At 43.5% G+C, this 18280-nt stretch carries 13 protein-coding genes and 8 tRNA genes; 17 read left to right on the top strand and 4 right to left on the bottom strand.

Annotated features, from left to right (window positions below):
• Position 1: 1 nt before the first annotated feature.
• On the bottom strand, positions 2 to 1183 hold the full coding sequence (locus E0D70_RS15920) for a fumarylacetoacetate hydrolase family protein (RefSeq protein WP_133013260.1): 1182 nt from the start codon (positions 1181 to 1183) through the stop codon (positions 2 to 4).
• 115 nt (positions 1184 to 1298) lie between these two features.
• Between E0D70_RS15920 and E0D70_RS15915 the strand changes: the two genes are divergently transcribed.
• From E0D70_RS15915 to ppnN, 8 genes are all read left to right on the top strand, one after another.
• Positions 1299 to 2249 (top strand): LysR family transcriptional regulator, encoded by a 951-nt coding sequence (locus E0D70_RS15915; protein ID WP_133013259.1) that lies wholly within the window; start codon positions 1299 to 1301, stop codon positions 2247 to 2249.
• A gap of 103 nt (positions 2250 to 2352) precedes the next feature.
• On the top strand, positions 2353 to 3933 hold the full coding sequence (locus E0D70_RS15910) for an aldehyde dehydrogenase (NADP(+)) (RefSeq protein WP_133013258.1): 1581 nt from the start codon (positions 2353 to 2355) through the stop codon (positions 3931 to 3933).
• A 1104-nt stretch (positions 3934 to 5037) separates the two neighbouring features.
• Positions 5038 to 6036, top strand: a complete 999-nt coding sequence (locus tag E0D70_RS15905) for an ABC transporter substrate-binding protein (RefSeq protein WP_133013257.1) — start codon at positions 5038 to 5040, stop codon at positions 6034 to 6036.
• Positions 6020 to 6892 carry an ABC transporter ATP-binding protein gene (locus E0D70_RS15900; protein ID WP_338068578.1) on the top strand — a complete coding sequence of 291 codons (873 nt, stop codon included), beginning with the start codon at positions 6020 to 6022 and terminating at the stop codon, positions 6890 to 6892. The genes E0D70_RS15905 and E0D70_RS15900 overlap by 17 nt, the downstream gene beginning before the upstream one ends.
• A gap of 2 nt (positions 6893 to 6894) precedes the next feature.
• Positions 6895 to 8529: an ABC transporter permease gene (locus E0D70_RS15895; protein WP_133013256.1), complete on the top strand. Its 1635-nt coding sequence runs from the start codon at positions 6895 to 6897 to the stop codon at positions 8527 to 8529.
• Positions 8530 to 9291: 762 nt separating this feature from the next.
• Positions 9292 to 9978, top strand: a complete 687-nt coding sequence (locus tag E0D70_RS15890) for a glutathione S-transferase (RefSeq protein ID WP_133013255.1) — start codon at positions 9292 to 9294, stop codon at positions 9976 to 9978.
• A 102-nt stretch (positions 9979 to 10080) separates the two neighbouring features.
• Positions 10081 to 11220 carry a cell division protein ZapE gene (gene zapE / locus E0D70_RS15885; protein WP_133013254.1) on the top strand — a complete coding sequence of 380 codons (1140 nt, stop codon included), beginning with the start codon at positions 10081 to 10083 and terminating at the stop codon, positions 11218 to 11220.
• 110 nt (positions 11221 to 11330) lie between these two features.
• Positions 11331 to 12704: a nucleotide 5'-monophosphate nucleosidase PpnN gene (ppnN, locus tag E0D70_RS15880; RefSeq protein ID WP_207923287.1), complete on the top strand. Its 1374-nt coding sequence runs from the start codon at positions 11331 to 11333 to the stop codon at positions 12702 to 12704.
• A gap of 105 nt (positions 12705 to 12809) precedes the next feature.
• Here ppnN and nudC read toward each other — a convergent pair whose 3' ends face one another.
• The 3 genes from nudC to E0D70_RS15865 all read right to left on the bottom strand — a co-directional run bounded on the left by nudC (position 12810) and on the right by E0D70_RS15865 (position 15961).
• The gene (nudC, locus tag E0D70_RS15875; protein WP_133013253.1) at positions 12810 to 13634 is read right to left on the bottom strand and encodes an NAD(+) diphosphatase; all 825 of its coding nucleotides are present in this window, start codon (positions 13632 to 13634) and stop codon (positions 12810 to 12812) included.
• Positions 13635 to 13706: 72 nt separating this feature from the next.
• Positions 13707 to 14732 (bottom strand): L-threonine 3-dehydrogenase, encoded by a 1026-nt coding sequence (gene tdh / locus E0D70_RS15870; protein ID WP_133013252.1) that lies wholly within the window; start codon positions 14730 to 14732, stop codon positions 13707 to 13709.
• Between the two features lie 32 nt (positions 14733 to 14764).
• The gene (locus tag E0D70_RS15865) at positions 14765 to 15961 is read right to left on the bottom strand and encodes a glycine C-acetyltransferase (RefSeq protein WP_133013251.1); all 1197 of its coding nucleotides are present in this window, start codon (positions 15959 to 15961) and stop codon (positions 14765 to 14767) included.
• A gap of 196 nt (positions 15962 to 16157) precedes the next feature.
• Here E0D70_RS15865 and E0D70_RS15860 point away from each other — a divergent pair, with 196 nt between their 5' ends.
• From E0D70_RS15860 to E0D70_RS15820, 9 genes are all read left to right on the top strand, one after another.
• A complete protein-coding gene (locus E0D70_RS15860; RefSeq protein WP_133013250.1) occupies positions 16158 to 17228 on the top strand; it encodes a polysaccharide deacetylase family protein in 1071 nt (356 codons plus the stop codon).
• Between the two features lie 62 nt (positions 17229 to 17290).
• A tRNA-Ser gene (locus E0D70_RS15855) sits at positions 17291 to 17381 on the top strand.
• Positions 17382 to 17429: 48 nt separating this feature from the next.
• A tRNA-Asn gene (locus tag E0D70_RS15850) sits at positions 17430 to 17505 on the top strand.
• 3 nt (positions 17506 to 17508) lie between these two features.
• Positions 17509 to 17585 (top strand) — tRNA-Pro (locus tag E0D70_RS15845).
• A gap of 25 nt (positions 17586 to 17610) precedes the next feature.
• Positions 17611 to 17686 (top strand) — tRNA-His (locus E0D70_RS15840).
• 14 nt (positions 17687 to 17700) lie between these two features.
• A tRNA-Lys gene (locus E0D70_RS15835) sits at positions 17701 to 17776 on the top strand.
• Positions 17777 to 17815: 39 nt separating this feature from the next.
• Positions 17816 to 17891, top strand: a tRNA-Asn gene (locus E0D70_RS15830).
• Between the two features lie 2 nt (positions 17892 to 17893).
• A tRNA-Pro gene (locus E0D70_RS15825) sits at positions 17894 to 17970 on the top strand.
• A 34-nt stretch (positions 17971 to 18004) separates the two neighbouring features.
• A tRNA-Lys gene (locus E0D70_RS15820) sits at positions 18005 to 18080 on the top strand.
• Positions 18081 to 18280 lie beyond the last annotated feature (200 nt).

Here is an 18280-nt window from a genome sequence, read left to right as displayed (position 1 = left end):
TTTATTTTTTTAGTAAACCGCGATGAGTTAGATTGCTGATAAGTGAGCTAATCCCAAACGCCCAAGGTTTTGCATTGTTGCTATGGGTTACAGTGTTGTAGAGCGTGCCAAGTTTTGGTGAGCTAATCATTACCGAATCACCTAGCTTATGTGTAAAACCTGCGCCAATATGATCACGATCTTGAGTTGGAGAGAATAGGGTCCCCAAAAATAATAAAAACCCATCTGGATATTGATGATTTTCGTTAATAGTTTGGTTAACAAGGTCTAACGGGCTACGGCTAATTTTATCCATTGAAGACAGGCCTTGTAGAATATAGCCATCTTCGCCTTCTACTTTCAGTGTTACATCACAGGAATGTATATCTTCCAAGCTAAAATTATCATCAAAAAGACGAATGAAAGGGCCAATTGCACATGAGGCATTATTGTCTTTGGCTTTACTAAGAAGAAGAGCGCTACGACCTTCGAAATCGCGTAGATTCACGTCATTTCCCAATGTGGCTCCTTGTATTTTACCTTTACTATTTACCGCTAAGACAATTTCAGGTTCTGGATTATTCCATTCAGACTTTGGATGAATACCTATAGGGTTTCCAGATCCGATAGCAGATAAAACAGGGGCTTTGGTAAAAATCTCTGCGTCAGGTCCAATACCTACTTCTAAGTACTGAGACCACATTCCTTTTTCAATCAATAGCTTTTTAAGCTGAGCCGCTTTTTTTGATCCAGGTTGAATAGAGCTAAGATTATTACCAATTACTTCCTGCACTGACGATCGTATTGCTTCAGCTTTTACAGGATTTCCACCCGCTTGCTCTTCGATAACACGTTCAATCATACTGGACGCAAAAGTTACTCCAGCAGCTTTAATCACTTGAAGGTCAGCAGGCGCTAGTAAGTAGGGCAGATTTGGATTAGATGTTTTATGGGTGTTTTCTAACAGTACATCAAGGCTGCATAACAGAGTCCCTGAAATATTATTAAGTTGATCTAAAGGGTTATCTGATTCTAAAAACTCACTCAACGTCGAAAAGTGCGCAGATAAATCGAAAACATTATCATCGCGTATGGTTACTAAAGAAGGCCCTGAGTGATTTCCTGGTACCCATGCTCTGCCAATTAACGTTGATTGGAAAGCATCAGCTGGGAGCGTATTTTTTCTTGTAAGCCTGGTCGACATAATTTCTATTTCCTTTTCTAATTAAATCTACATTAAGATGACATACTGATAAAATCCAATGAGATGTTGTTACTGTGTGATAACTATTAGTTATCAATAAAAAAGGATCTATATTATGTCTAATTTTTCAATGACCACTTTTTGTAACTGGATAAAATTTCGGCACTTATATTTATTAGACTCACTTGGTAAAACAAAAAACATGCATGTAACCGCTCAGCATATGAATTTGAGCCAACCTGCTGTGAGTAAAATGCTGAAAGAAATTGAGAGTTTGTTTGGTTTTGACATCTTTGAGCGACAGCCACGAAGCATGATTCCAACGACTTTAGGGGAGCATGTTATAAAATATGCCCATACAGCATTGAATAGTGCTGAGGGGTTTGTTGAACAAATGAAAAGTTTGCATAACGGAGGATATGGCTATCTAAAAGTTGGTGGTATTTTTGCTGCAACCTCCGCTGTTTTGCCTGAAGCTATTTTGGAAATTAAGCAAAGACACCCTTTATTGAATGTGGAGGTTGTCGAGCAGACAAGTGGTAACTTGATGAAAATGCTAGAAGAAAAAACATTGGATCTAGCGATCGGCCGTTTCTCAGAGCAAGGTCAACAGCAAAGTTTTGATTTTATACCTTTAGCGCCTGAAAATTTTTGTTTGGTAGTGAACTCGAACCATCCATTAAGTGGAGGGGAAGCCATACCGCTTGATAAACTCTTTGAGTGGCCTTGGCTTTTGTATCCTAAAGGAACCCCGATCAGGAATAGGATGGAGGAATCATTTGCCAAGGCTGGGGTTGCATTACCGCAAAATATTGTTGTGACGATATCCGTACAAACGTTTTTAGAGCTATTACAGCGAGGCCCAATGATAGGCATGTTACCAACGACCATGGTACGGCCTCATGTAGAGAGCGGAGCTCTTTGTGTCCTTAATACACCACTGGATTTAGTGCCGGAGTACTACGGAATTTTGACTAGGAAAGGGGATGAATTAGTTGGCCCAGCGTTGGAGTTTGCAAACATCCTTCAACACAATGCACAGCGGTGTATGGAGAATAAAAAGTAACCATTCAATATCTTTTAGTTATCGATTAATTAAAAAAGACCATTAGAAAGTAATCTGTACAAGGCGTAAGTTATCCTAAACTGTAAAAAAATATAGGAAAATTATGTCTAATTATAGCGGTTACAATTTTATTGGAAGTGCACGAAGTGCTGAGGGTGATGTTGTCTTAAAGAGTAAAAATGCAACAACAGGGCTAGATTTAACACCGTCATTTTATCAAGCGACGCAGAGTGAAGTTGATGCTGCTTGTCAACTTTCCGCATTAGCTTTTCCTTTTTATAACAAGCTTCCAGCGACTCGTCGTGCAGAATTTTTAAACAAAATTGCAGATGAGCTTGATATGCTCAAAGAAGATTTTGTTAGTTTAGTAGAGCAAGAAACGGCCCTTGATAAAGCTCGTATTAAAGGTGAATGTGGCCGTACTAGTAATCAGATGCGCTTGTTTGCAGAAGTACTATTACGAGGGGATTACTACGACGCAAGAATAGATAGAGCAAAGCCTAATAGGCAGCCTATACCACGAACAGATATTCGACAGTGCCGTTTGGGTCTGGGCCCTGTTGTGGTATTCGGCGCGAGTAATTTTCCTTTAGCATTTTCCACTGCAGGAGGTGATACTGCCTCCGCATTAGCTGCTGGCTGTCCTGTCGTTTTTAAAGCGCATAGTGGACACATGGGAACTGCCGAGCAAGTCGCTCTAGCCATTCTTCGAGCGGCTAAGGAAACCTCAATGCCTGAAGGCGTTTTTAGCATGGTGTTTGGTTCTGGAGTAGGTGAAGCATTAGTTAAACATCCAGCGATGAAAGCTGTTGGGTTTACTGGGTCTCTACATGGCGGTAAAGCGATTTGTGACATGGCTGCTGCTAGACCACACCCAATCCCAGTATTTGCAGAAATGAGTAGTATTAACCCTGTTGTATTGTTGCCTCAGGCTCTTAGTAAAAGAGGTGACACTATTGCATCACAGCTTTCTGACTCAGTTGTTTTAGGTGTCGGCCAATTTTGTACAAATCCTGGTGTTGTAATAGGCGTTCGATCTCCTGGCTTCACCACTTTTGTTAATAAACTTACTGCTGAGATGTTGAGTAAACCGAATAAATCAATGTTAAATAGCGGCACTTTGAAGAGCTATCAAAAAGGTTGTGAGACGTTAATTGCCCATCCAGGTGTTAAGGTTTTATCTGCTGCACAGGGCTCAGATAATGAAGCTACGAACTATTTATTTCAAGGCGATGCAGAATTATTACTCAGTGGTGATAAATTGCTTCAAGAAGAAGTATTTGGTCCTGCTACTGTTGTTATTGAAGCGAAAGATCAACAGGAATTATTAGATTGTATTAGCGCAATGCATGGTCAACTAACAGCTACAGTCATCGGTGAGTCGGATGAGCTACTAGAATCTACTGTGTTAATTTCTTTACTTGAAGAAAAAGCAGGGCGAGTTCTTATTAATGGTTATCCAACCGGTGTTGAAGTGTGTGATTCTATGGTTCATGGTGGCCCATTTCCTGCCACATCGGATTCACGAGGTACATCTGTAGGGACGCTGGCCATTGATCGTTTCTTGCGCCCACACTGCTTCCAAAACTATCCAGATTCACTTCTGCCTGATGCCTTAAGGAATTCGAATCCACTTAACATTATGCGGTTAGTCGATGGTGTTAAAACGGATAGTGCTATTTGAATTCTTTACGGATTACCGCCGCAGATTAAGGTATAGGTTTATCCAGTGTGAAAATGTTTTTAGACACTGGTGCTGAGGTTATTAGATCGGATATAAGCCTGAGTAATTTGGAAGAAAACTTGATGTAAAAGTGCTTCATTTATATCTGATCTCTAAACCTACTATTAGGACTTTAGAGAATCAGATAGGCCTTTAGATATTGCGGATTGTGATGAATGGAATCCGTCTTTTGACCTTAACGCTACGTCAATATCTCGTCTTATTAGAGTCTTTATTTCTGGAATGATCCAACTTATGGGAGTGAAGCCCAGTGAGGTGTATTTAAAGAGTGGACAGATAATGAGGCTGGGTATTGATGGCTTTGGTAAGCAGATGCAGCAGGTGGTTGCGAGTAAGAAATGACAGTTGGGTTATTTGAATTATGGAAAGTTGAGCATCAAAGATTTATGCCTGATTTACATGCATAAAGTATTTGGCGGTCTGTGCAATATCGTCAGCTATGACATTAAAAAGAACTTTATAGTTAGTATCTTTTATCTTTTCCCACCAAACTTGCAGTAATACCATGATTATCCAGCGACCCAATTATGTTTTTTTGTTTCTCTAAAAGTGCCTTAAAAAAGGTCACTTCCAATCGCCAAGAATTGATTATGAACTCCTCTTTATTCAACTCCCGACTCGTTCAATTTAATTGATTATTAGATTGATTGCAGTTACAATAAAACGGTATTGATTCTCATTTATCTTATTGGTATTGTGATTAATAGGAAGTTGGATCTGTGTAACCCAATTCATGAAAATACTACCTAATAACGTAGAGTTGTTTAAAACTCTTTTGTTTGAGCTAGCTTTGCTTAAATGAAAAGGCAATCTGGCGGAGAAACATACTCGTAATTGGCTGAGTGGAAATCGAAGTGCATACTGCTAATCGAACAATGGTGTCTCGTTCAACAAAAACAATTTGGAAAAAACCTGAGCTCTTTTTAGGGGAAAATGAGTTGTTTGATGAGGGAGGGCTGAAATGAGCGATGATGCGGTCGCACCTGTGACACGGGTCATGGTTACGTTCGAACTATTAATCACCTACCTGTAAAGAAGATCCAAATGAAACTACTCCCTATTACACGCCGTGAATCGCTTAGCTTTTTAGCAGGTGCGGCAGCTTTAATATTGACCCCAGCAGGCTTGGTTTTTGCAAAAACAAATAATACGACTATTAATTTTCAGCTCTCATGGCTGCCTTCCGTTCAGTTTGGCGGCTCATATGTCGCTCAGGAAAATGGCTATTGGAACGATAAAGGTTTGGATGTCAGTCTTGTCTCTGGCGGGCCGAACGCACCTGTTGAACCGTCCGTTGTTGTAGGGACATCTTTATTGGGGATTACTGCTGCTGATTACGCATCAGCGGCCGTAGCAGAGGGTGCACCATTTAAAATTATCGCTGTTGCGATGCAAAAAAACCCTTTCACCATTGCATCTTTGCCAGGAAATTCAGTGAACTCGCCTGCGGATCTAGTTGGTAAAAAAATCGGTATGGCTGTTGCTAACACTCCCATTCTAACGGCATTTTGCGCGTTGAATAATATTGATATCAATAAAATCGATATCGTTCCAACACAATATGATCCTGCACCGTTGGTAAACGGTGAAGTTGATTGTTTACTGTGCTGGCTTACCGATTTGCCGGTTGCGATGACAGTGGCAGGCGTCGAAAATGTCACCATGTTACTGGCCGACTACGGTTACGCAGTGCACAGTCAGACGTATATTGTTACTGAAAATACACTTAAAACACGGCGTGCTGAGATTATTGCGCTGATGAAGGGTGAAATCCAAGGCTGGAATACCTATTTTGAAGATACAGATGCCGTTGCTGAGCTTACTGTTGCCAAATTTCCAGATCTTGGTCTAGATCTCGAAATTCAGAAGCTTCAGGCTGCAAAACAGGTGGATTTGATGTCTTCTGCATTGACTGAAAAGTTTGGGTTCGGTTGGTTTACTGATAAAACAGTTGCTGAAAATATCGCCACATTAGGTCTGCTTGGCCGTGAAGTATCCGCAGATCTTTGGGATCGTTCAATTCTTGATGAGATATACAGCTAATATAATTATGATAAAAAACACTGGTCAAAGTACTACATCCGAAATCGGACCGCCCGAAGTAGTAATATGGGCAATTAATAAAACGTATGGACATGGAAATAACGCTGTTCGGGCTGTATCTGACGTAGAACTTATACTTGAACCGGGTTCGACTACGGCACTTGTCGGTCCTTCGGGGTGTGGAAAATCAACGTTGTTGAGAATGATCGCTGGATTGGAAGAGGCATCATCCGGTACGATTCGAATCGGCGGTGAAATGCCTCACATCGTTGCACGTAAGGGGCGGCTATCTGTTGCGTTTCAAGACCCGTCACTTTTGCCGTGGCGCACAGCGGCATCTAATGTGGCATTGGCGCGTCGTTTGGCGGGCCTTCCCAAAGACCCTGAAAAGGTGCAAAAACTTTTATCGCTTGTTGGCCTTGATGGCTTTGAAAATAAACGTCCAGCCGAATTGTCGGGCGGTATGCGTCAACGCTGCGCTATTGCGCGGTGTTTGGCGACTGATGCACGATTGTTATTGCTGGACGAACCTTTTGGCGCGGTGGATGAAATGACTCGCCGCCGCCTGAACCTTGAATTACCACGTGTCTGGGAAGGGCAGGGGACGACCACCCTCTTGGTAACCCATTCGGTGACCGAGGCTGTTTTATTATCAGATCGAGTGATCGTGATGAGTCATCGGCCCGCACACATCAGCGCTGATATCCCTATTCTTATAGAGCGACCACGGCGCGCCTCACATCTTTCAAGCCCAGAGTTCGTAACGCTTGTAACGCAAATTAATACGGCCTTGGGGATTGTTGACGAGCCTGACGAGCCTGACGAGGGGCCATTTATCGTGCCAGAGGTAAGATAGGAATGACACTGGGAAATACCTTTTTATTTCTACGTAATGCCATTCGTTTGAATTTTGGCCAGTTACGCACCTTTTTTGGCCAGTTACGCACCTTTTTTGGCTTAGTTGCATTGTTGGTGGTTTGGGAAGCGATTGCTCGTTTTGCCTTTACTCAATTTTATATCGTTGCTCCGCCAAGTGCGATTGTCGTACGCATTATTGAGGATCAAGCTTTGTTTGGCCGTGCCTTGAGTACAACCATTTCTGAGGCTTTGCTTGGTTTTTTGTTTGGTAATCTGGCGGCGATCGTTCTTGCGATGATAGTTGTTGTGGTGCCTCGTATTGAACGTCTGGCTCAGGCCATTGTATTGGTTGTATTTTGTTTGCCCTTGGTTGCAACAGGTCCGATCTTGCGAGTGATTTATGGGCCAGGTTGGGGACCTCAAATTACGTTAGCGGCCTTGTCGGTTTATTACACTACGTTTGTACCTTTGGTCGTTGGTTTGCGCGCTGTTCCGCCAAGTTGGTTGGACCTTATAGCAAGTTACGGGCGGGGCAGCTGGACAGTAATGATCGTTGTGCGTGTTCGCGCTAGCCTGCCGTATTTGATCGCCAGCCTTAAAATTGCGGCGCCAGCTGCGTTTCTTGGTGCGATCGTTGGGGAGTTTACCGGTGCAGACCGAGGCATTGGTGTTCTGAGTATTCAGGCTATGCGGACTCTTGATGTGGATGGCACATGGGCGTTAGCTACAATTGCGTCTGTAGTGGCTATCATCGGCTATATACTGGTCGGTTGGATCGGTCGGGCGCTGTCAATTGGTGATCCGCCAGTCTTACTTGTTACACCAATGGCGAAGGCCCCGAAAAACCGGTGGCTGAAGTTTAGTTTGATGATTGGTGCGCCTATCTTATCAATTTTGGTCATCCTTTCTTTGTGGCAGTTTTCGATGGATAGGTTAGAGCTGTCTCGTTTTTTTGCGAAACGACCAGGCGATGTCTGGGCATATCTTGTTACGGGTTTACACGCGGCGGCGAACCGCGATGAATTATTCTCTGCACTTCGAGAGACTCTAGTTGTGATGGTGCCAGGTTATCTGTCTGGGCTTGCTTTGGGAGCTGGGTTAGCTGCGGTGTTTTGCATGCTGCCAGCAGTCGAAAAAATCGTTTCGCCTATAGCAATCGCACTGCGTTCTATTCCTATTGTCGTCACCGCGCCGTTATTGGTTATGGCGACAGGTCGCGGTTCACTTGGAATGGTGTCTATTGTCGCTGTTATGATCTTTTTCCCCACCTTAGTGTCGTGCTTGCACGGATTGCGTCAGGCGCCGGGACAGGTTATCGATTATTTCGACAGTTTTCGTGTGCCACCACTGACTAAATTATTTTTGGCGCAGGTTCCTTCAATGTTTCCGTCTTTGTTTGCCTCTGCGCGCATGGCTGTTCCAATGGCTGTTTTGGCAGCAACTGTGGCGGAGTGGCTCGCTACTGGAACCGGCATTGGAAATCTTATGGCGCTGACAAGTTCGACAAGTAACTACAACATGTTGTGGAGTTGTGTCACCGTTCTCACTCTCGTTTCTGTTGCGGGTTACTCGCTTGTCGCGATGCTTGAGCGCCTCGTCCTTTCCCGCTTTGCCCCTGAACAGGTGACAATATAACAAATTAACCCTTAGGCCTTTCTAAAACGCTTCTACTATACGCTGATATACGCTGATATACGCTGATATACGCTGATATACGCTGATATACGCTGATCGGCGTTTAGAGTCGGCTCTACTTATTTCCAATTGCGTATTAAGCCGCCGATATTAACTTATAAACCAAATTATATAACGACTAAAAATAGTGGTTTGAGCTTTGCTGAATTAGTAGACGCATTGATATAGTAAAGCAGATTTTTCAGTAAATAGGCCTACTAATACTTAAATTCAAAGGAGCATTTTTGTACCTAGGTTGTTCTCATATTGTGACCATAATAAACACATAAAAGGATCTTAATCCGCATTTATAAAATACTCGAATCTATAAAAGTATATTGATTTATAAGGTTTTATGCGGATTTAAGGTATATTAAGTACACGTGTGCAGTTCCCTCCGGAGGCGAAGGCCGGAGGTTCGAACCCTCTCGGGTGTACCATTTATTATAATGTTTACCATCGATATACCCCCCGTATTTACTGGATTTCATAGAAAATCCTTCCCCCCCTTCTTTGAGTCTATACAACACATTTTTTCTTCATGGGACAAAACTTGGGCCATATTGTGACCAAAATGATGTTTTGGCTATTTTGGGAGTTAATTATCTCTTCGCTTAGTTCTCTTCTTTTTGAATCACGTTTTTGTCATCCAACTCTTTTGTTTGTGCGTAAAGTCTATGGTGTTCTTTTTTAGTATTACGCATTTTAAACAAAGGGGGTTGTATGATCAGGGTTCATCACTTGGAGCAGTCTCGATCACAGCGAGTTATATGGTTGTTAGAAGAGTTAAAGCTGGACTACGATGTTGTCTTATATAAGCGGGACCCTGTCACTATGGCCGCGCCAGAATCGTTAACTAAGGTTCACCCACTTGGGAAGTCCCCTGTGATCACTGATGGGGCGTTAACGGTGGCTGAGTCGGGCGCTATCATTGAGTATTTAATTGATCGATATGACAAGGATAGATGTTTGAAGCCTCTCGATGGTCAGGCATTGTTGAATTATCGCTATTGGCTGCATTTTGCTGAAGGGTCTTTAATGCCTTTATTGGTGATGAAGCTGGTGCTTACCAAAATGGCGACCAGCCCCATGCCTTTTTTTGTTAAACCGATAGCCAAATCTATTAGCCAAAAAATCCAATCTGCTTTTATTGAGCCTAGGTTGACCCCGCAGTTGCAGTTTATTGAACAAACATTAACGAAACATACATGGTTTACGGGTGAGTCATTAACAGGCGCCGATATTCAAATGAGTTTTCCTTTGATGGCGGTGAGTACCCGCTTGGATATATCCCAGTACCCTAATATTTTCCGCTTTTTAAAACAGGTTGAAGCGACAACGGGATATAAAAACGCGATGAAAAAGCAGGATATGTTGCTGGGTTATAAAGGGGCAGAGATAACGCTCTAGTCATACTATTAAGGTTTTGTTTGATGGCGGACAAATAAAGCGCCTTGAGAAACCGATGACCAACAGCGACAATGTTGCTCTATTCATAAACGTTTACATTTTATGCTGTCACCTTTAGAAGCCTATCAAGAAAAATCGCATCATCAGGATATTCATTTTGATGAGCATCAGCAAGTCGCATTATTGGCATTGAACCGTGTTTATCTTGGCCTTATTTCTCCTGTGCTACAAAGCGATAAAAGCGCCACTGTAGAAGCCATTAAAGGCGTTTATATGTGGGGAGATGTAGGTCGCGGTAAGACCTTTTTAATGGATCTCTTCTATGAATGTTTACCGGAAGGGGTGGGCTTACGGTTGCATTTTCATCACTTTATGGCGCGCTTGCATCGAGAGCTTAATATGGCATTCGGTCAGAAAAATCCACTGCAAGGCATTGCCAAGCGTTTAGCTGCTGAGTGCAAAGTACTTTGTTTTGACGAGTTTTTTATCTCAGACATTGGCGATGCTATGTTATTGGGAGGCTTGGTTGAGTCGCTTTTTGACGAGGGTGTGGTGTTGGTGGCAACGTCTAATATTCCCGTGGAAGGTTTGTTTCAGAGCCAATTACAAAAGCAGCGTTTTGAGCCATCGATTGCATTGTTACAGAATCATTTGGAAAGTATTCATTTACATGGCGAAGAAGACCATAGGATGCGGCATAAAGGGACCGATCCAGTGTACTTTGTCCAAGATGACAATGCTTTGGAATTGGCTTTTTTAACCTTATCTAAAGGAGAGGTATCATCTTCACCGTTGGTCGTGTGTCGCCGTTATATTAAGGTGAAAAAGTCATCAACGAATATCGCGTGGTTTGATTTTTATGATCTCTGTGATGGGCCTAGATCGTCTTTAGATTACATTGAATTGGCGCAGCGTTTTTCTTGTATTCTAGTCTCAGGCATTCCACCGTTAAGCAGTGAACCCTATGAGCATATTAAAGCACGTGGGACGGAAGATGGTTCGATTGGATCGGGTCAAACCGGTGAGCGAGAAGTAAGCTTGGGTATTAATGACGATGCAGTAAGGCGTTTTATTAGCCTAGTAGATGAGTGTTATGACCATCAAGTGGTGCTGTATTTAAATGCCGCTGTGCCGCTTGAATCCTTGTATCTGAATGGCGCGCTGTTATTTGAATTTCGACGAACTTACAGTCGTATAACGGAAATGCAATCCCTTTATTATCAATCAATGCGTGCTCACTGAGTGACTCGCGTTTAGTTATCGCTTTTCTTCAGTTTTTATGACTTGATAAAAGTGCTATCCATGACCAATATAGCTATTAAGACAATCACATAATGAGAAGGAGAGCGATCATGTTGTATGAAGATCGCGTTGATGCGCTGGTCGCACCAAAAGGTGCGTTAGAGGTGTTATCGCAAGGCGAAATATCTCGCATGTCTGATGATACGGGTTCATTGCATATATTATTTCGTCGCTGTGCGTTAGCTATTTTAAACTGTGGCAGTGACACTGATGATGCGAATGCTGTAACCGAAGAGTTTAAAGATTTTGATGTCTGTATTGTTCAACAAGAACGAGGCGTCAAGCTGGAATTGAAAAATGCCCCAGGCAGTGCATTTGTTGATGGCAAAATGATTAGCAGTGTTCGTGAAATGTTATTTAGCGTTTTACGTGACATTATTTTTACTTACCATGAATACAATTTAGCAAGCGGGTTAGACAACGCAAGTTCTGAGAAAATCACCAATGTTGTGTTTGAGCTGCTCCGCAATGCCAATGTGTTCCGTCGTATTCAAAGCCCAGATATGGTGGTGTGTTGGGGTGGACATTCGATCGCTCGATACGAGTACGATTACACCAAGCGAGTAGGGCATCAGCTGGGTTTACGTGAATTAAATATCTGTACCGGTTGCGGACCGGGGGCAATGAAAGGTCCTATGAAAGGGGCTGCAATTGCGCACGCTAAGCAGCGAGTTCATACCGGGGTTTATCTTGGTTTAACGGAGCCAGGAATTATTGCCGCAGAATCGCCAAATCCCATTGTTAATAAATTGGTCATTATGCCGGACATTGAAAAGCGCTTAGAAGCCTTTGTTCGGACTGGTCACGGTATTATTGTGTTTCCTGGTGGCGCAGGCACTGCAGAAGAAATTTTGTATATACTAGGCATTTTATTGCATCCTAAAAATGCCGATATGCCATTTCCGCTAATCTTCACTGGACCAAAAGAAAGTGCAGATTATTTCGAGCAAATTCATGCCTTTATCGGGGATGTATTAGGTAAGGAAGCACAGGATAGATATCAAATCATCATTGAGGATGAAGTGGCTGTTGCGCGCGCGATGAAGCAGGGTTTAGAAGAAGTTCGTCATTATCGTAAAGCGCATCAAGATGCTTTTTACTATAACTGGAAGCTTTATATTCCTGAGGAATTTCAGCGCCCATTTGAGCCTACTCATGAAAACGTACGTGGCTTGAACTTGCACTTTGGTCAGGAAACGCATTTGTTGGCGGCGGATTTACGTCGTGCTTTTTCATCAATTGTGGCAGGTAATGTTAAAGCGCAAGGCGTGGCTTATATTAAAGAATTTGGGCCGTTTGAAATTCATGGTGACAAAGTCATGTTGGAAAAATTAGATGCCTTGTTACAGGCTTTTGTTGCCCAACAGCGTATGAAACTACCCGGCAGTGAGTACATTCCTTGCTATAAAGTGGTCACGGACTAATAAGATAGAAAGCAAAAATAAAGGGCCATTTGATTTGGCCCTTTATTTTGTCCAGTTATTTTATTGGTTAGCCAACTAACTGCTAACCAAACCACAGGAAAAGACTTATTTATCAAGTTGCTGCTTTATCCATTGCGCATGTTGCGTAATGAGCTGGCCTGAAATAGTCACCTGATTAGGGATATTGGGTAGGTTGTCTATGTCCCACCATGCGGCTTCTTCTATTTCCCCCGGAGCGGGTGTCAGCTCTCCGCCATCGTAGTCAGCAAAGAAACCGACCATTAATTGATGTGGAAAAGACCAAGGTTGGCTGCTTGCATAGCGAATGTTTTTTACTTCTATGCCGACTTCTTCTCGCACTTCGCGAGCGACCGCTTGTTCTAGTGTTTCACCTGCTTCAACAAAACCTGCAATGTTACTGTGCATGTCGGTTTGCATTTGTGAGCCTCTGGCAAGCAGTAGCTTATTGCCTTTTTTGACAGAAACAATGATGCAGGGAGAAATCCGAGGATAGTGGCGTAGATTGCACGTTGGGCAGATTTTCGTGTGTTCTGTCGTGTGTTTACTGCGCATTTCAGTGCCGCAACGACCACAGAATTGATGATCTCTGTCCCAGGTGGAAAGTTGGTGTGCGCGGCTAAGTAATAGGTAATTTGCTTCGTCTTGTAAAAAAAGCAATTCACGTAGGCCAATTTCGTCAAAACCTCTGGGTTTATTTTCAAAACGGCAAACAAATACATCTTGACGAGCGCCATCCGCAGAGCGCCACTGTCCGCAATATACCGCGCGCATGTTTGCATCGGGCTGAAAGGAAGTAAATGGAATGAGAAAGCGTTCTTCTGATTCGATTAAAACTTGGTTTTTATACAGTAAAATATAGAGCGCATCTTGATGAGGTGCGGGATGTGCGTTAATGCCAATTTCTAACATGAGAATGCTCTGTTGCGTGCTAAATGATTACGCTAACGCGAACCTGCTTTAGACGCAACAAAGTCACTCTGATTAATCCCAATTAAGGATGACTTTCCCTGATTGGCCAGATGCCATGGCATCAAATCCTTCCTGAAACTGCGAAACAGGGAAGTAGTGCGTAATAATTGGGCTAATATCGAGACCAGACTGCAGCATGGCAACCATTTTGTACCAGGTCTCGTACATTTCACGACCATAGATTCCCTTGATGATTAACCCTTTGAAAATAACTTGGTTCCAATCAATGGTGGTTTCTTTACCTGGGATGCCAAGCATGGCGATTTTACCACCATGGTTCATGCATTCGAGCATAGAAGAAAACGCAGCACCGTTACCTGACATTTCGAGGCCTACATCGAAACCTTCTGTCATCCCCAGCTCTTTCATTACGTCTTTGAGTGATTCTTTGCTGACATTGACGGTACGAGTTGCGCCCATTTTTTTCGCTAGGTCGAGTCTAAAATCATTGACGTCAGTAATAACCACGTTGCGCGCGCCAACATGCTTGGCAATGGCAGCAGCCATAGCGCCAATGGGACCAGCGCCAGTGATTAAGACATCTTCACCGGTTAAATCAAATGACAATGCGGTATGAGTTGCATTACCAAAAGGGTCGAAAATAGCGGCCATGTCATCACTAATATCATCAGGGATTTTAAAGGCGTTACCCGCAGGGATGACTAGATACTCTCCGAAAGCGCCAGTACGGTTAACACCGACGCCTTGTGTTTCTCGACACAAGTGACGCCTTCCTGCACGGCAGTTACGACAATGTCCGCAAGTAATATGCCCTTCGCCTGACACACGATCGCCGATGTTAAAACCATTCACCTCAGCGCCTATTTCCGCAATTTCGCCAACAAACTCATGACCCACTGTCATAGGAACAGGGATGGTGTTTTGCGCCCAATCGTCCCAGTGGTAGATGTGCATATCGGTACCACAAATAGCCGTTTTGTGGATCTTAATAACGACATCGTTATGGCCGCATTCTGGGTGTGGAGCGTCTGTCATCCAGATGCCTTTTTTAGCATGAAGTTTGGCAAGGGTTTTCATTATAAGACTCCTTAAATAGGGTTCAGGGCACGTTAAATAATATTCAGAGCGCGACCTGTTTTGGCAAAAGCTTCAATGGCATGGTCGAGTTGGTCTTTGGTCAGTGATGCTGACATTTGAGTGCGAATTCTCGCTTTACCCATTGGAACCACGGGATAGGAGAATCCAGTGACATATATGCCTTCTTTATAGAGAGCATTGGCCATGTCTTTCGCCAGTGTGGCATCACCGAGAATAACAGGAATAATGGGGTGATCACCTGGGACTAAGTTAAATCCTAAATTGCTCATTTTTTCTCTGAAATAAGCGCTGTTTTCTTTGAGCTTTTGTCGAGACTCTCCGCCTTTTTGAATGAGCTTTAGAATTTCTAATGTGGTGGCCGTGATGACGGGAGCCAGTGAATTAGAAAATAAGTAAGGGCGAGAGCGTTGACGCAACCACTCAACTATAGGTTTTGAGGCGCTAGTGTAACCTCCAGAGGCGCCACCTAACGCTTTGCCTAGAGTGCCGGTAATGATATCTACGCGGCCTATAACATCGCAGTATTCATGGCTGCCTAGGCCATTCTCTCCTAAGAAACCGACCGCATGGGAATCGTCGACCATAACCAGTGCGTCGTATTGATCCGCTAGGTCACAAATGGATTTCAAATCGGCAATGATGCCGTCCATGGAGAATACGCCGTCAGTGACGATCAACTTTGTTTTAGCGCCTTCGGAGTCTGCTTGTTTTAGGCGCTCTTCTAGTTCCTGCATATTGTTATTGGCATAGCGGTAGCGTTTGGCTTTGCATAAGCGAATGCCGTCAATGATGCTGGCGTGATTTAGAGCGTCGCTGATGATGGCATCGTCACTGTTTAGCAGGGTTTCAAATAAGCCACCGTTAGCATCGAAGCAAGATGAATAAAGAATGGTGTCTTCCATTTGCAAAAACTGGCTGAGCTGCGCTTCTAGTGTGGTGTGAATGTTTTGTGTGCCACAGATGAAACGTACAGAGGCCATGCCGTAGCCGAAAGTATCTAGGGCTTCGTGAGCGGCTTTTGTCACTGCTTGATGATTAGCAAGGCCAAGGTAGTTGTTCGCGCAGAGATTAATTAATGGTGTGTTGTCTGCGGTTGTTACCTGGCTTGCTTGTGGAGAGATCAATGGTCTTTCTTCTTTATAAAGCCCTTGCTCTTTTAATTCCTGAAGCTGGAGTTCCAAGTTTTGAAGAAATGTAGATCGACTCATAATGACTTCCTCTTATTCTGTGTTATGTATCAAATAAGTGTAGAAGGCTTGCCGTGTATCTTATAGATGCAGTGGCCTATTAAAATGACCATAACAGTTTGTTAGTTGGTTTTATTTGACGGTTAGCAGTTCGGCTGGCTTTTTGACAAAGCAGTCACGTAGAATAAGCGCAAATTTTAAGCAGAGAGAAGATCGAATGTTATCTAAAATACGTAGCAGTGTGTTGATCAGTACCATGGTGGCCAGCGTTGGGGTAAATGCTCAGGATTATTTGCCCATTCTTCAATACCATCATGTGAGCACAACAACCCCGGCTTCTACCTCGCTTACACCGGCTCAGTTTACCGAGCAAATGGATTATCTTAAGGACGCCGGTTTTCAGGTGGTGGACTTGAAAGACGCATTAGAAAAGTTGAAAAAGCATGAGAGCTTGCCGAATAAAGCGGTAGCAATCACCTTTGATGATGCTTACCGAGATATTTATCTGGGTGGCTTCCCTATCCTTAAGGAAAGAAACTTCCCGTTCACTGTATTTATCAACACACAGCCTATTGGGCGGAACCACCATTTTCTGACATGGAAAGACATTAAAGAGATGGAGTTGTCTGGTGGCGTATTTGCCAATCATACGATCAGCCACCCTTATATGCTGCGCAAAGCGGAAGATGAAACCTATGATCAATGGTTGGCTCGGATGTCACATGAAGTCGACACCGTAGAAAGTGTGCTGAATAAGCAGCTAGGTCATTCTCCAAAAATGCTGGCTTATCCCTATGGCGAGTCAGACGGTACGATACGCGCGATGATGAAAGAGAAAGGCATTATGGCATTTGGTCAACAGTCTGGAGTCGTCAGTGCGGATTCTGATTTTGAAGACCTGCCGCGTTTCCCTGCTTCTGGGCGTTTTGCTAAGTTATCTACGTTAAAGGTGAAGTTGGCATCGAAGCCTATGCCTCTGCTTAATGAAGACAGTGGTGGGGATTTTGCGACTGATAAGCCTGTGTCTATTCGCTTAACCTTTAAGCTGGGTAAGTATCGCCTGAAAGATTTAGCTTGTTATGTATCAGGGCAGGGTAAGGCATCATTGAACTGGATTAAAAAGAACGAAGTGGTTGTCACTGCACCCAAGGCATTTAATGTAGGACGAGGGCGAATTAACTGCACTATGCCGGATTACAGCGCTAAGCATTATTACTGGTATTCCAACGTTTGGATCCGTCCAGGGGCAGATCAGGGCTATGTAATAGAAAAAGTGGGAAAAAGTTAACTTTTTTTCAAAAAGATGTTGCACTGAAATCTCAAATCAGTATTATACACCTCGCTCGCAACGGAGGGGTGGCAGAGCGGTTTAATGCACCAGTCTTGAAAACTGGCGTAGGTTAATAGCCTACCGAGAGTTCGAATCTCTCCTCCTCCGCCATCTTCCTTTTAGGAAGGTTGTTGTGTTGTAAGCAAAGATAAAATTAGTTCCTCGATAGCTCAGTTGGTAGAGCAAATGACTGTTAATCATTGGGTCACTGGTTCGAGTCCAGTTCGAGGAGCCAGATCGGAGTATAGCGCAGTCTGGTAGCGCGCCTGCTTTGGGAGCAGGATGTCGGGAGTTCGAATCTCTCTACTCCGACCATTAATTTTATCGTCACCTAGTAATGGTGGGCGTAGCTCAGTTGGTAGAGCTCCGGATTGTGATTCCGGCGGTCGTGGGTTCAAGCCCCATCGTCCACCCCATTACTCTGATAGTCGGGCCGTTAGCTCAGTTGGTAGAGCAGTTGACTTTTAATCAATTGGTCACTGGTTCGAATCCAGTACGGCCCACCAACTATCATACAGATTCTGACTCTGTAGAACCTGATTCATTCCTCGATAGCTCAGTTGGTAGAGCAAATGACTGTTAATCATTGGGTCACTGGTTCGAGTCCAGTTCGAGGAGCCAATCGGAGTATAGCGCAGTCTGGTAGCGCGCCTGCTTTGGGAGCAGGATGTCGGGAGTTCGAATCTCTCTACTCCGACCATTAGGTTTATGCGTTAAAGAAAGAAATTATGAGCGGGCCGTTAGCTCAGTTGGTAGAGCAGTTGACTTTTAATCAATTGGTCACTGGTTCGAATCCAGTACGGCCCACCATTCTTCTCATAATTCATTATCAATTTTATTCTTCCTTTTCTTGTTTAATTCCTTGATCTTTCTCTAGATAACTTCAAACTCTATCGTCTATCGTCTATCGTCTATCGTCTATCGTCTATCGTCTATCGTCTATCGTCTATCGTCTATCGTCTATCGTCTATCGTCTATCGTCTATCGTCTATCGTCTATCGTCTATCGTC

This window comes from Marinomonas flavescens (genome assembly GCF_004352835.1).
Lineage (GTDB): Bacteria > Pseudomonadota > Gammaproteobacteria > Pseudomonadales > Marinomonadaceae > Marinomonas > Marinomonas flavescens.
The sequence above is the reverse complement of the archived record's forward strand: the minus strand, read 5'-3'. Positions and strand labels throughout refer to the sequence as shown.